General features: G+C 51.8%; 12 protein-coding genes. All 12 read right to left on the bottom strand.

Going from position 1 to position 14,278, the window contains the following annotated elements; translation table 11 throughout:
• Positions 1 to 71 precede the first annotated feature (71 nt).
• The 12 genes from dnaB to ABIE48_RS31790 all read right to left on the bottom strand — a co-directional run bounded on the left by dnaB (position 72) and on the right by ABIE48_RS31790 (position 13,541).
• Positions 72 to 1,433 (bottom strand): replicative DNA helicase, encoded by a 1,362-nt coding sequence (gene dnaB, locus ABIE48_RS31845; protein WP_076172441.1) that lies wholly within the window; start codon positions 1,431 to 1,433, stop codon positions 72 to 74.
• A gap of 1 nt (position 1,434) precedes the next feature.
• A complete protein-coding gene (gene rplI, locus ABIE48_RS31840; RefSeq protein ID WP_145027546.1) occupies positions 1,435 to 1,878 on the bottom strand; it encodes a 50S ribosomal protein L9 in 444 nt (147 codons plus the stop codon).
• A complete protein-coding gene (locus ABIE48_RS31835) occupies positions 1,875 to 3,878 on the bottom strand; it encodes a DHH family phosphoesterase (RefSeq protein WP_076172445.1) in 2,004 nt (667 codons plus the stop codon). Before ABIE48_RS31835 ends, rplI begins: the two co-directional genes overlap by 4 nt.
• 10 nt (positions 3,879 to 3,888) lie before the next feature.
• Entirely contained in the window at positions 3,889 to 4,800 is a 912-nt protein-coding gene (locus ABIE48_RS31830; protein ID WP_234489821.1) for a DUF2232 domain-containing protein, read from the bottom strand.
• 11 nt (positions 4,801 to 4,811) lie between these two features.
• A complete protein-coding gene (locus ABIE48_RS31825; protein ID WP_076172449.1) occupies positions 4,812 to 5,114 on the bottom strand; it encodes a MazG-like family protein in 303 nt (100 codons plus the stop codon).
• A 355-nt stretch (positions 5,115 to 5,469) separates the two neighbouring features.
• Entirely contained in the window at positions 5,470 to 5,922 is a 453-nt protein-coding gene (locus ABIE48_RS31820; RefSeq protein ID WP_116233205.1) for a CBS domain-containing protein, read from the bottom strand.
• A gap of 425 nt (positions 5,923 to 6,347) precedes the next feature.
• Entirely contained in the window at positions 6,348 to 7,367 is a 1,020-nt protein-coding gene (locus ABIE48_RS31815; RefSeq protein ID WP_145027544.1) for an LCP family protein, read from the bottom strand.
• A 363-nt stretch (positions 7,368 to 7,730) separates the two neighbouring features.
• Positions 7,731 to 8,735, bottom strand: a complete 1,005-nt coding sequence (locus tag ABIE48_RS31810; protein WP_089549489.1) for an ABC transporter ATP-binding protein — start codon at positions 8,733 to 8,735, stop codon at positions 7,731 to 7,733.
• A complete protein-coding gene (locus ABIE48_RS31805; RefSeq protein ID WP_145027543.1) occupies positions 8,728 to 9,756 on the bottom strand; it encodes an ABC transporter ATP-binding protein in 1,029 nt (342 codons plus the stop codon). Before ABIE48_RS31805 ends, ABIE48_RS31810 begins: the two co-directional genes overlap by 8 nt.
• The gene (locus ABIE48_RS31800) at positions 9,723 to 10,715 is read right to left on the bottom strand and encodes an ABC transporter permease (RefSeq protein ID WP_260869487.1); all 993 of its coding nucleotides are present in this window, start codon (positions 10,713 to 10,715) and stop codon (positions 9,723 to 9,725) included. Before ABIE48_RS31800 ends, ABIE48_RS31805 begins: the two co-directional genes overlap by 34 nt.
• Positions 10,712 to 11,683, bottom strand: coding sequence for an ABC transporter permease (locus ABIE48_RS31795; protein WP_145027541.1), 972 nt, complete (start codon positions 11,681 to 11,683; stop codon positions 10,712 to 10,714). Before ABIE48_RS31795 ends, ABIE48_RS31800 begins: the two co-directional genes overlap by 4 nt.
• 124 nt (positions 11,684 to 11,807) lie before the next feature.
• A complete protein-coding gene (locus tag ABIE48_RS31790; protein WP_192716903.1) occupies positions 11,808 to 13,541 on the bottom strand; it encodes a peptide-binding protein in 1,734 nt (577 codons plus the stop codon).
• Positions 13,542 to 14,278 lie beyond the last annotated feature (737 nt).

Genomic DNA, 14,278 nt, shown 5'->3' with positions numbered 1-14,278 from the left:
AATATGGGTAACCATTTATAAGATCGATTGGATCTATCTATCCGTTCTCACGAACATCATCGCCGGCTTCGCTACATTGCGAATGCGTCGGTGTGCGTCCGCTCGTAATTGACGAACTTATTGAAATTCTTCATGAAGACCAGTTCGACGGTGCCCACCGGACCGTTACGCTGCTTGGCGATGATGATCTCGATGATGTTTTTCTTCTCCGTCTCTTGGTTATAGTAGTCGTCGCGGTACAGGAACGCAACGATATCGGCATCCTGCTCGATGGAACCCGATTCACGAAGGTCACTCATCATCGGACGCTTGTCCTGCCGCTGCTCTACGCCCCGGCTGAGCTGGGACAGAGCGATAACCGGTACGCTTAGCTCACGCGCGATCTGTTTCAAAGTACGGGAAATTTCAGATACTTCCTGCTGGCGGTTCTCGCCGGCTTTGCCGCGTCCCTGGATCAGCTGCAGGTAGTCGATTACGATCATCCCGAGCCCTTTCTCCTTCTTCAGACGGCGGCACTTGGAGCGGATATCCGCAACAGTGATGCCTGGCGTATCATCGATGTAAATTTCGGCCTCCGCCAGGGAAGCGATCCCCATGGTCAGCTTGGCCCAATCCTCATCGGTCTTGAAGTCGCCGGTACGCATCAAGTTGGCATCCAGGTTCGCTTCGGCACAGATCATCCGGTTGACGAGCTGGGGCGCTGACATCTCCAGACTGAAGATCGCGACCGTTTCTTTCGCACGAACCGCCACGTTCTGGGCGATGTTCAAGGCAAACGCCGTCTTGCCGACGGAAGGACGGGCGGCCACGATAATCAGGTCGGAACGTTGGAAGCCGTTCGTCATTCGGTCCAAATCGACAAAGCCTGTCGGTATGCCGGTGGTGCTTCCGCTCTGCTGGTGCAGCACCTCAACGCGCTCGAACACTTCCATCAGCACGTCGCGGATGGCGACAAAGCCGCTGCCGCTGCGCCGGTTGGAAATCTCCAGGATGCGCCGCTCGGCGTCGCTCAGCATGCCGGATACGTCTTCGCCGCCGGTGTAGCCTTCGCTGACGATCTGCGTCGCTGTGCGGATGAGCCGCCGCAGCATGGATTTCTCTTCGATGATCTGGGCGTAATACTCCACATTGGCCGCTGTCGGCACCGCATGTGCAAGCTTCGCCAGGTAGCTGACGCCCCCGATTTCTTCCAGCTGTCCCTTGTCCTGCAGACGCGAGGTTAAGGTAATGAGATCAATCGGCTGGTTCTCTTCTCCAAGCTGGATCATCGCCTCATAAATCAGCTGATGCGGCACATCGTAGAAATCCTCGGGCGTAACCCGCTCCATCGCGGTGATCATAGCCTCGCTCTGCAGCAGAATCGCACCTAGAACCGCCTGCTCCGCCTCCAGATTTTGCGGGGGAATCCGGTCGAAAAAGAGCTCTCCGCCCATCTTATTCCTCCGTGACCTGGACCTTCAGCGTAGCTTTGACATCCGGATGAAGCTTCACGGTCATCTGCGTCACGCCCAATGTCCGGATCGGCTCATCCAATTCGATCTTGCGTTTGTCGATCTTGATGCCTTGCTGCGAAAGTGCATCCGCGATTTGCTTGCTCGTGATTGCTCCGAACAGCCGTCCGCCTTCCCCGGCTTTCGCTTTAAGCTGTACGGTCATCTCTTCCAGTTTTTTGCCGAGAATCTGCGCTTCTTCTTTCTCCTGCTGCTTGCGCTTCTGTTCGGCTGCGTTCTGATTCTCCAGCGTCTTCATGTTGCCGTCGGTTGCCACGCGAGCGAGACCGCGCGGAATAAGGAAATTCGTTGCGTAGCCTTCCGATATATCTTTAATGTCCCCTTTTTTGCCTTGACCCTTAACATCTTTGATAAAAATGACTTTCATTCGAACAACCCCTCTTTCTCCTCAATTTGTGCAAGAACTTCGAGCAGCTGGGCCTCCGCTTCCTTGACAGTGCCCTTCAGCTGCACGGCAGCATTGGTCAGATGGCCTCCGCCGCCGAGGCGCTCCATCACGACCTGCACGTTCATCTTCCCGAAGGAACGGGCGCTGATCCCGATCAACCCGTCCGGACGTTCACTGATCACGAAGGAAGCCACCACATCCGTCATGTTCAGCAGCGTATCCGCCACCTGCGCAATGAGCAGCTGCGGGATGACCGTTCCCGGATCCGTGACTGCCAGAGCGATATGATCATATACCATTTTAGCACGCTTAATGATATCTGACTTTGCCAGATATTCCTGCAGGTCTTCCTTCAGCATCCGCTGGATCTGGATCGTATCCGCTCCGCTCCGGCGGAGGAAGCCTGCCGCCTCAAATGTCCGGGAACCGGTATGCAGCGCAAAATGCTTCGTGTCCACCGTAATCCCGGCCAGCAGCATGGTCGCTTCCAGCGGCGTGAGCTGGATTTTCTCATGGATATACTGCAGCAGCTCCGTCACCAGCTCGCATGCGGATGAAGCGTACGGCTCCATGTACACGAGCACGGCGTCGTTGATGAATTCTTCGCCGCGGCGGTGATGGTCGACCACGACGACCCGGCTGGCGTGATGAACCAGCTTCGGTTCGATCGTCATGGACGCCTTGTGCGTGTCCACCACGACCAGAAGGCTGTGCGGGCTGATCAACTGCAGCGCCTGTTCCGGGGAGATGAAGCGCTCGACGAGCTTCTCGTCCTTCTGGACCTGGGTCATCATCCGCTCAATGGACGGGTTCGTGCCAGGCAGCACGATGTACGCTTCCACATTGTACATCTGCGCTGCCTTCAGCACGCCGATGGAGGCACCGATGACGTCCATATCCGGCATCTTGTGCCCCATGATGAACACCTTGTCGCTCTCCTGCATCAGGTCGCGCAGCGCGTGCGCGATGACGCGCGCCCGGACCCGCGTGCGCTTCTCGACGGCGTTGGACTTGCCGCCGTAGAAGGACAGCCGCTGGCCGGCCTTGACGGCTGCCTGGTCGCCGCCGCGCCCGAGCGCCATGTCGAGCGACGACTGCGCGAGCTCGCCCAGCTCGCTGATGCTGTCGGGGCCAAAACCCAGCCCGATGCTCAGCGTCATCGGCACCTTCAGCTCCGCGGTCATTTCGCGGACCTCGTCAAGAATGACAAAGCGGCTTTTCTCCAGCTCCTGGAGCGATCTGTAGTTCAGCATCATCAAATACCGGTCGGACGACAAGCGCCGCAGATACACTTCGTAATGCTTCGCCCATTCCGTGATTTCGCTGGTCACCTTCGCAATGAGCGACGTGCGCTGCTGGTCATCCATGCCCTGGGCCGCTTCGTCCAGGTTATCCATCATAATGATGCCGATCGCCAGCTTCTCGGCCTCGTATTTCTCCCGGAGCACGACCATCTCCGTTACGTCGTACAGATAGATCAGCCGCTCATCGGTATTCAGGATCAAATGATAGTGCAGCTCGCCCACCTGGATTTCCGTCTCGATCTCCTTGGGCCCGTCCTTATGCGCTTCCCGGCCACCGTCCCTTTTCTCGGCAAGCAGCGGCATCAGATCGGGAAACAGCTCGGATAGGCTAGCGCCCACAAGCGATTTTTGACCGAACATGGTACAGACGAACCGGTTATTCCATTCAACCACGCGGTCCTCGCTGTACAGCACGATCCCGAAGGGCAGCGTGTTGATGGCTTCCCCTTCGACCCGTTTCACCCGGAAGGAGAGGCCGTTGATGTATTCAAGCAGTTTTTTGCGGAAGTCCATTTCCTTCTTCAGCACCGCATAGCAGAGCGCGACGACAAGGCAGAGGCTGACGATTCCCAGCGCCCAGTTATACCGGGTCACAATAATGACCAGAACCAGCATCAGCGCAAACGCCCAGACGGTATAATAGCCGTGCCAGCGTTTCTGTAGAAATTTAGGCATGACACCCACCCTAACGTTTTGATTTGGTCATAAATTGACGAAGCGGAAATGCAAGATCCAGAATGCCGATAATCCGCATCGGCGGGAACAGCAGAATGGGAATCGCGAACAGCAGCGGGATGACGGGATGCCATTTCCGCTTGTGCCCCAAAAAGAAGAAGAAGCCAAACGCTTGAATCATAAAGCAAATATGCAGAAGCGGCAGCAAGTTCGCGGCAATCATGTCGAGAAAGCTGTTCTTTGATCCGCTTGCGAAAATTTCAATAATGACACCAATCAGATAATACCAGATCAGGGATCTCGGCAGCATCCACTCGCGGGCCGGCTTCAGCCTTGGAACAGAGAAGCCCATGCTATCCATGATCGGACGAGCAAGCGCGTGCGTGATCACCGCCATCATAAAGGAACTGACTATCATGGCAAAAGGAATCATTTGCACCGTGGCGTCGCTTACCATCTGCATCTCCTCGGGAGACCAGGCCATATCCGAAATCAGCGGGTTGCTTCCGCCCACATCACGCAGCGGGGACATCGTCATTTTGACAATGTCATGGACGTAGCTGGACAGATCAAAGTGGAAGAACGCCGTTCCGACCAATAGCAGGAGCAGCAGTTCCGCCAAAATGGTACCTGCACCCAGCATCAATGTGCGTATAGCCGGCACCCTTCTCTTGTAGGCCCGCCCCATAATCAGGGCAGGAATCATAAAATAAACGGCGAGCAGCAAATACACCGGATGTACAAGGTAGGCAATCAGCCAAACCGGGAGCACATGCAGTATGAACGATTTGACGTTAAGTGTTGTGAATAGGATTGCGGCCGGCAGGATGAGAAAAAAGACGGTCACAATCGAGAAGGGAGATAGTAAAGATAGCAGCAGGAGCAAATAGACGACACTCCAGACTACCGACGTCCAGCGCATTTTCAATGTGTTCACCTCTTACGCATATGTTCTTCCAGCGCGGAAATATCCTGGTACCAATCTTCAAGCTGGTGACCTTCCTGTTTATGCTTCTTCAATTTGTCGAGCAGCAGATCATCCATGTCCCGGTAGGACATGCCGAGCCTGCGGGCCAGTATGTAAGAGCTCATAATCAAGCTGGCGAGACTGTCGCCCACTCGGGTGGTGCTGCCTTCCCACAAGGCTTTGAAAAGACGGGATACGTGGTCTACGACTTCGGTTTTCAGCCATTCAATAACTTTAGCGCGTTTGGCTACATCCAAATCCTTTGGCATGCCTCTAGGTCACACTCCCTTAAATAACCCCACGATGTGGGGCTTTATCCTCCGATGCCTATTCGGTTTCTCTTCGGCGGCCCAATATCAGCATATACGCCTTTATTTGATGAAAAAGCTTTATTCTCCATTATAGCATAAATAATAGCCTCTCACGAAAAGCCCCCCTGGCCTAAAACGGCGGCAAACATCCAGCAAAGTGGCGTTATTAACCTCTGCCTATGTTCCTGCCTACGAACGGATAAATGAATAATGATAAGGCAAAAAAGACCTGCCATCCCGTACATCCCAATCCAAGCAGGTCTTTTGCCATTGCTTATTCAAAATCTTTGCCCAGCTTCCTCAAACCAGCGGATTAGCGGGTCTCTATGGATGCCTTGGTCTCCTCCGAAGCTTTGGATTCTCTGGAGACGAACTTCTCGCAGTATTCGATAATCTGGCTTCTGCGCACGATGCCGATAAACCGGTTCATATCATCCACCACCGGCACAAAGTTCTGCACTTTCGCCAAATTAATCAGATCTTCCATATTGGCGTCGATGGACACCGGCTTATTATGCACTTTGAGCGGAACTTCCTTCAGCAGAAATTTGGAAGTGTTCTCGAACGTCACCTTTCCGCCGGAATTCTTCATATACCAGAGCAGATCGCCTTCCGTGACCGTTCCTGCATATTCCCCGTTCTTCCCGACGATCGGTACGGCCGTATACCTGTGATACTCCATCCGTTCCAGCGTTTGCCGCAGCGTGGAGTCCATGGTAACACTGACCACTTCCTGTTTAGGGAGCAGAAAAAACGCTATATTCATGAAAATTGATCCTCCTCTTACCCTTTTTCAAGGTTCCCCTAACTCCATACGTTTCAAACCGCCCAATGTCTCAGTAGGGACACAAAATCAGCAGCCGAACCTGTGGCTGCCGATCATGCCCCGCATTTCTGATTCCGCAAATGCACACTGCTGCTTGTTGCGGTTTGGTTTTTTCTATATGCGAGCCAATAGGCACGCTTTTTTTTGATATAAGAAAGCTTAATCTTTGGGGACTCGGCATCCTTATATCGCAAGAAAAACTTCCGTTAAACGCGGTCTGTCTTCTTAGAGCATTCGTCGATAAACGTTTTTGTTTTAGATATAAGAAAGCTTAATCTTCGGAGACTCAGCATCCTTATATCGCAAGAAAAACTTCCGTTAAACGCGGTCTGTCTTCTTAGAGCATTCGTCGATAGACGTTTTTGTTACTTTACAGCAGTCGTTTCTTCCTTCTTATCCAACATGTCCGGCGTCAACAGCTGATCCGAAGGGGTATCCGGATTCTCCCAGCTGTCGATCAGCTTCTTGGCGTTCTGCACATCCTTCTTGATCGGCTCATCATAATAAACGCCGTCAATCTTCATGCCCTCACCCATGATGGTATAGGCAGTCATCTCAGCCTTATCACCGGCCAGCACTTGTTTCGCTAAATTGATAATGAAATTGGGCTGCATATCGGTTTTGAAATTGTCACCCATAATTTCGAGCAGCTCCGGAATTTTGGAAATTTGATTCAGGTTCAGCATCCGGTTGGCCACCGCATCCAAAAAGACCTGTTGGCGCTTCGTCCGGTTAAAATCGCTGTCCTCCCGGTAGCGCACATAGTTGAGCGCTTCTTCACCGCTGTAAATAGGCTTATTGGCTTTGACCGTAAATTTCTCATGATCCTTGCCTTTGTTGACAATATCTTTGCCGATCGGCAGCTCCACGCCGCCCAGCGCGTCAACCGCGTCCTTCAGACCTTTGAAATTGATGGTGGCATAATAATTGATATCGTGGTCCAGGAACGCCTCGACGGTATCCTTGGACATCTGCTGACCTCCAAAGGCATACGCATGGGTAATTTTATCTTTTTTACCTTTGCCGACAATCTCTGTATACGTGTCCCGCGGAATCGAAATGAGCAGCACCTTGGAATCCTTTGGACGAACGACCGAATAAATGATCGTATCCGAACGCGACGGTTCGTTGTCACGCTGGTCGGATCCGAGCAGCAGCACCGAGAACGGCTTGCTTTGGTACGCAATCTTCTCCACCGGCTTGCTCGGCACGTTGTCCTGGGACGTCAACGGCTGATACGATTTCTGCAGCGAGCTTTCCACTTGCTTGGACAGGAACAGGTCAAAGGCCATGACTGCGAGCTGCTTGCGGAAGAGATAAGCCCCTCCGGCCAGAAGCAGCAAAATCACAGTTAACGTTATATATGTTTTTGTTCTCTTTTTCATTAAGGGATTCCTTCTTTAAATTTAGAATAAAAAATGAATTATAGCCAGGTCGCGCCTGTACTTCCATCCCTCCCTTCTATATTTACACGAGGGGCGAAGGCTTGACGCACAAGCTTGCCCGCTGCCATTTGGGTATAAAGTCACAGCCAAACGACATTTACATTGTAAACGCAAACGAAACAAAAGAAAACCTTAAAAAGGTAACAGCGTTACCGGAATGAGGATATTTCTAAGCCGTTTTCAACCCTCAAAAAAAGCCCCGCCTCGGCTGAACACCGCAGGCAGGGCTGTATACGGAACGCTCAGAAGGACCCCAATCCTTCCTGTATACACAGCATATAACTCTAATCGTCGAATATAATATTACTTCAGGCTGTTCAGGTCCGAACCGCCTTCCACGCCGATCGGGAAGTGGCAGGCCACCTGGCGCCCAGGAAGCACTTCCGTCAGGGCCGGTTCCACTTGGCTGCATTTCTCCTGAGCAAACGGGCAGCGTGGATGGAAACGGCAGCCGGACGGTGGATTGGCCGGAGACGGCACATCGCCCTGTAGGACGATCCGGTTGCGTTTCTTCGTTGGCGTCGGCTTCGGAATCGCGGACAGAAGCGCCGCGGTGTAAGGATGAAGCGGGTTGGCGTACAGCGTTTCCGTTTCGCCGACCTCAACCATTTTACCGAGGTACATGACGCCGACGCGGTCGGAGATATGACGGACGACGTTCAGGCCGTGGGCGATGAACAGGAACGTCAGGCCCATTTCGCGCTGCAGCTTCATCAGCAGGTTGATGACCTGCGACTGGACCGACACGTCAAGCGCCGATACCGCTTCGTCGGCCACGATGAATTTCGGATTCAGCGCGATAGCGCGAGCGATCCCGATCCGCTGACGCTGACCGCCGGAAAATTCATGCGGATATCGGTTCCGACGGGAAGCGTCCAAACCAACCAGCTCCATCAGCTCAATGACGCGCTTTTCGATCTCCGAAGAAGACATCTTCGTATGGACCTTCAGCGGTTCGCCGATAATATCCTTGACCAGGAAACGAGGGTTCAGGGAACCGAACGGATCCTGGAAAATAATTTGCATTTCCTCGCGCATTTTGTTCAATTCCTTGGAGCCCATGGAATGAATATCGCGCCCGTTAAATTTAACGGCACCAGCAGTAGCGTTCTGCAGCCGTAAAATGACCCGGCCCAGCGTCGACTTGCCGCATCCGGACTCGCCGACGAGTCCGAAGGTTTCGCCTTCGCGGATCGTAATGGACACGTCGTCGACCGCTTTGACATTGCCCACAACGCGGTTCAGCAGTCCTTTATGGATAGGGAAATACTTCTTCACGTGCTCTACTTCGATCAAGTTCTTAGCCATTGGCATTTCCCCCTATTCCACCGCTTACCGAGACTCCGTTACGATCCTTGTCTTCGTACAACCAGCATTTCGTGCTGTGTTCTTCGCCGATCTGAATATCGCCCGGCTCCACCTGACGGCATTTATCCATCACATGCGGACAGCGCGGGTTAAAGCGGCATCCTTTCGGCAGGTTGCCCAGACCAGGGATGGTACCCTTGATCGTGTACAATTCGTTGCCGCGTTTGCCTTCAAATCCCGGAATGGACTGCAGCAGACCAACCGTGTATGGGTGGGAAGGGTTCGAGAAAATTTCTTCAACCGTACCCTGCTCGACGATCGAGCCCGCATACATAACGGCAATATGGTCAGCCACCTCGGCAGCCACACCCATATCGTGTGTGATCAGCAGAATCGCCATACCGAGTTCTTCTTTCAGCTTCATAAGCAGTTCCAGAATCTGTGCCTGTACCGTTACATCCAATGCGGTTGTCGGTTCATCCGCAATCAAGAGCTCGGGCTTGCAGGCCAGTGCCACCGCGATGACGACGCGCTGACACATACCGCCGGACAACTCGTGCGGGTACTGCTTGGCTCGCATTTCCGGAGCTGGTATACCTACCAGACGAAGCAGCTCGATTGCTTCTTTCCAGGCTTCGCTGTGGCTCTTGTTCTGATGCAGACGCAGGCTCTCTGCGATCTGCTCACCCACGGTAAAGACGGGGTTAAGCGCAGACATCGGGTCCTGGAAAATCATCGCGATCTTGTTGCCGCGGATCGATCTCATCTGGTCCTGCTCTTTAGTTGCAAGGTCGTCGCCATTAAACCGGATGTTACCTTCCAGTATACTGCCCCCTGCATAATCTATCAGACGCATGATGGATAAAGAGGTAACACTTTTTCCGCTGCCGGACTCGCCGACGAGGCAGAGCGTCTGTCCTTTTTCGATATTGAGTGAGATCCGGTCCGTCGCCTTGACGAAACCATTCTCGGACATAAATGCCGTGGTCAGATTCCGGATTTCGAGTAGTTTTTCCGCCATTTGTCCAGCCTCCTCCGGGAAATCTTCTTCTTCTGTCTAGGGTCCATCGCATCGCGGATACCGTCTCCGATGAAGTTGACGGCAAGCACGACCGCCAGGATACAAACCCCTGGATAAATGGCCTGCAACGGGTCAATCAGCATAAACTCCTGCGAGTTGCTCAGCATAAGTCCCCAGCTTGTGGCCGGTGCCTGGATACCCAGACCCAGGTAGGACAATCCGGACTCGGAAAGAATCGCGCCCCCTACCATCAGGGTGGCGTTTACGATAATCGGAAAGCTTGCGTTACGAAGCAAATGCCTGAAAATAATACCTGTTCTGGAAACGCCGATAGCGCGGGCAGCCTCTACGTACTGCATTTCACGAAGCTGCAGGTACGTACCGCGGACGAGACGGGCAACGCCCATCCAGCTTGTAAAGGCCAAAATCATGATCATATATTGGATTTTCGTTCCGAAAATCGCCATGACGAGAATGTTCAGGAACAGCGTCGGAATCGAGTTCATGACATCAATCAGACGCATGAAGATCGTATCGATCCAGCCGCCGAAGAAGCCGGAAATCGCGCCGACCAGTGTACCTATGATGACGGAAATCGCTGCGACGGAAAATCCGACCAGCAGGGAAATCTGACCGCTGTGCAGCAGTCTCGAAAAAATATCGCGGCCAAGTTCGTCTGTGCCAAGAAGGTGATCGCCACTGCCTGGCTTCAGGTTGGAGTTCATCAGATCGATCTTAGCCGGATCGTATGGCGTAATAACGTTTGCCAGTACGGATATCACGACAAAAAAGAGCAATACGATAAGTCCGGTTACGGCATAAGGATTACGGAAAAATTTCTTCACGACCGTCATCCACGGGCCCGGAGGCTTCTTGGAAGGGGGAAGTGGCGCGTTGGCCGGTTCCGGATGCTCAGATGCCTGAACATTGGGAGCTGTCTCGATGTTCATGTCACTCATGCCGATTTTCCTCCTTTACTTCCAAGTTTCACGCGTGGGTCGACGATTTTGTACAGAATATCGGCAAGGAAGTTGCCGGCAACGACGACCACAGCCGTTATCAGCGTAATCGCCATCAGGACCGAATACTCGCGCGCACGAGCCATTTCGACGAACAAGCGCCCCATGCCCGGCCAGTTAAATACGCTTTCCGTCAGCGTCGCACCGCCGACCAGAATCGGCAGATCCAGGCCGATGATCGTAATGATCGGAATCAGGGCATTACGCAGCGCATGCCGGAAAATAACTTTGCGCTCAGGAACACCCTTCGCACGGGCCGTACGGATGTAGTCCTGCTCCAGCACTTCAAGCATACTGGAACGCGCGTACTTGGAATAAGAGGCCAAGAAACCAAGCACCAATACGGAGCAAGGCAGAATCAAGTGATACAGCAGGTTGCCGAAGTTCCCTTGCTTATCCATGTCGTACATGTCGGACAGCGGGAGCCAGTCTAGTTTTAGGGAAAACAACTCCTGCAGGATGATGCCGAACCAGAATGCAGGCATTGCAAAGCCGATATAACTGACAAAGTTGGCTGTTTGGTCTGAAATACCGTACACTTTCGTACTATTATAAATTCCCCATGGAATAGCGATGAGCAGTGAAATAAACCAGGCAAACGCCATCAGTTTGATCGTGTTGCCAACCGTTGGCCACAACACTTCGCCAACCGGCAGGTTGTTTTTGAACGTATGACCCAGGTCGCCTTTCAGCATGTTGGTGAGCCAAATAACGTACTGGGTAGGAACCGGCTTATCCAGACCCAGGTTATGGGCTTGGATCTTTGCGGTTTCGGGTGATACTCCAGGGGCCATCATCATCTGTGTTGGACCGCCTGGCGCAGCGTGAATAAGGCCGAATGCAACCAAAGAGATCAGAAAGAGTACAAGAATGGATTGCAGCAAGCGGCGGATGAAGTATTCAGTCATTGTTGATCCTCCTAGAGATGATACGGACACGGACGCCTAACCATCATCCTTTTTTAAACACAAAAAAGGGTGGAGGGGAAGTTTCCTCCCCCTCTAGCACCGTTGTTACTTCCTATGTTGTCTATTATTTTGCGTCTACCCACCAGTTGATCAGGTGGAAGAAGTATCCGTAAGCCAGCGAAGATTCAGGAGCATCCTCTTCCGCAAATTTCACCTTGCTGTTATACGCGGTTGGCGTACCGTATTGGTACATGAACACGTATGGAAGGTCAGTCGAAATCTCCTTACCAATCTCTTTGTAAATCTCTTTACGCTTCTCTTGGTCTACGACAGCCGTTCCTTCTTCCCACAGCTTGTCGAGTTTTTCGTTCTTATAGAAGCCTTGGTTTTGACCAGCCGGCGGGAAGTATTTCGAACTGAACGTCGTTTCTCCGTCCGGATCCGGGTTGTTCAGGGACCAGCCCATCAGGATTGCCGGGTATTTACCTGGAGTCAGGTTTTGGTCAACCCATGCAGCGAAGTCGAGCGCTTTAGGAACAACTTCAATACCTACATCCTTCAGGTTTTGCTGGATTACGCTCGCCACTTGCTCACGGCGGCTGTTACCCGAGTTGTATTGAAGTTCGAAGGAGAAACGGTGTCCGTCTTTCGTCAGGATGCCGTCGCTGCCTGCAGTCCATCCGTCTTCAGCCAGCAGCTGCTTCGCTTTTTCCGGATCAAAGGCATAGTTGACTGCCGCATCGCCCGGATCTGCCCAGGAACCTGGCAGGAACGGAGCGTTCATCAGCTTGCCTGTGCCTTTCAGAACGTTGTCGATCATGCCTTGACGGTTAAGCGCGTAAGCAATCGCCTGTCTTGTTTTTTGTCCAGCCCAAGGAACGAATTTGTCCTTGAAGTTGTCCGGGTTGAAGTTGAATCCGAGGTACTCGTACTGCGGACCTGGCTCCTGGATAACGGTCAAGCCGTCTCTGCTCTTCACAGCGTCAACTTGAGTTACCGGGATACCACCCAGAAGGTCAACGTCGCCTTTGATAAGGGCTTGAACTTCAGTGTTTTGGTCAGCATAGATTTTATATACGATCTTGTCGATATGAGGTTTAGGACCCCAGTAGTTCGGGTTTCTTTCGAAGGAAAGGTACTGCTTCTGCTTCCACTCCTTCCATACCCAAGGACCGCTGGATACCGTTTTGGCCGGATCGGTTCCGTATACGTTCTTTTGCAGCTCTTCAGGCTTAACGTCCTTCAGGATGTGCTCCGGAACGATTTGGGTAGACAAAACATATTGGAATGGAGCGTAGACTTGTTTCAGCGTAATTTTAACGGTAAGGTCATCCACTTTCTCGATTTTCGTTACCTTGTCAAATCCGGACATTCCAGGGGATCCGACTTTAGGGTCCTTAATCGAATTGAATGTGAAGACAACGTCGTCGGCTGTAATCGCTTCGCCGTCGCTCCATTTCGCCGAATCTTTCAGCTTGATGGTATACGTAAGTCCATCTTCGGAAACCGTCATCGGCTCAGCAGCAAGAGACCAAGGCTCGGCTACGACTTCACCTGTACGGTTAATGTCATACAGCTTGGCATACATGAACTCCGCAGCATCACCAGAAGCTGTATCTTGAACGAACAGTGGGTTTACGCTAACGATGTCGGAGAAACTTCCGTAAGTCAGCGTTCCGCCGTCCACCGGACCGGTCGCCTCTTTCGTTCCCTCCGTTCCCGTATTCGTAGACGATTCTTTGTTCCCCTCGTCTTTAGGTGCGCTGCTTGCATCATCCTTGCTGCCGCATCCTACGAACAGCGTGCTGACTACCGATAATGAAACGAGTAATGAGAGCCATTTTTTCTTGCTTGTCATGTACCATTTTCCTCCCCTTTATGATTTGAAAAATAATGGCGTCCCGCATAAGATACGAGAACAACCCAAGACCTCTCCAATGGTCTTAAGCGATCTGGCCGCGAAAACCATTAGGGACTTTACACCTACTTCGGTTACCGTAACCGACCCCCGAATGACGTTGAAACAATTCCCCCTCTTGTAGACCTTTCATATTGCAACAAGACGACGGTAGCAAGGTAAAGCAATATATTAAAAAATAATATATCCAGAAGTAAGGCAGGACCGATGCGGGATCGTGCAGCAATAAAGGACGGTTGATTCCGCGACGTGGACGCGCAGTGCATTATAGCGCAATAAAGCATTAATGCTTTAAATGACCATCGGTCAATTTGAATCAGCAAAAAGGACTATATATGAAATGGTTAAAACTTCCTAATAAATTTAATGTAAATAATACGTGTAAATTAATATCACGTCAATATTTTTTTTAGGCGGTTTTAATATATTTTTTAAAATGGCTGAATATTAGCTGTATCAATGGGATTTTGATGAAAGAGGCAATCCGTTTTCACCAAATTTAAATGTTAAAAACAGGAAGGTTCGACGTCCGGAATATCCAAGTTTTCAAAATGTTCAAAGTATAAACCGCTTACATTGAGAATACATAAAAATGCATGTTAGGTTCTGTGACATAATAGCGAGGTTTTTTGTAAATTATGGAAGCCACAGGCTAACAGCATAGGAATCTTCCGCGT

The organism is Paenibacillus sp. OAE614, from assembly GCF_040546645.1.
GTDB classification, from domain to species: domain Bacteria; phylum Bacillota; class Bacilli; order Paenibacillales; family Paenibacillaceae; genus Paenibacillus_AQ; species Paenibacillus_AQ favisporus.
The sequence above is the reverse complement of the archived record's forward strand: the minus strand, read 5'-3'. Positions and strand labels throughout refer to the sequence as shown.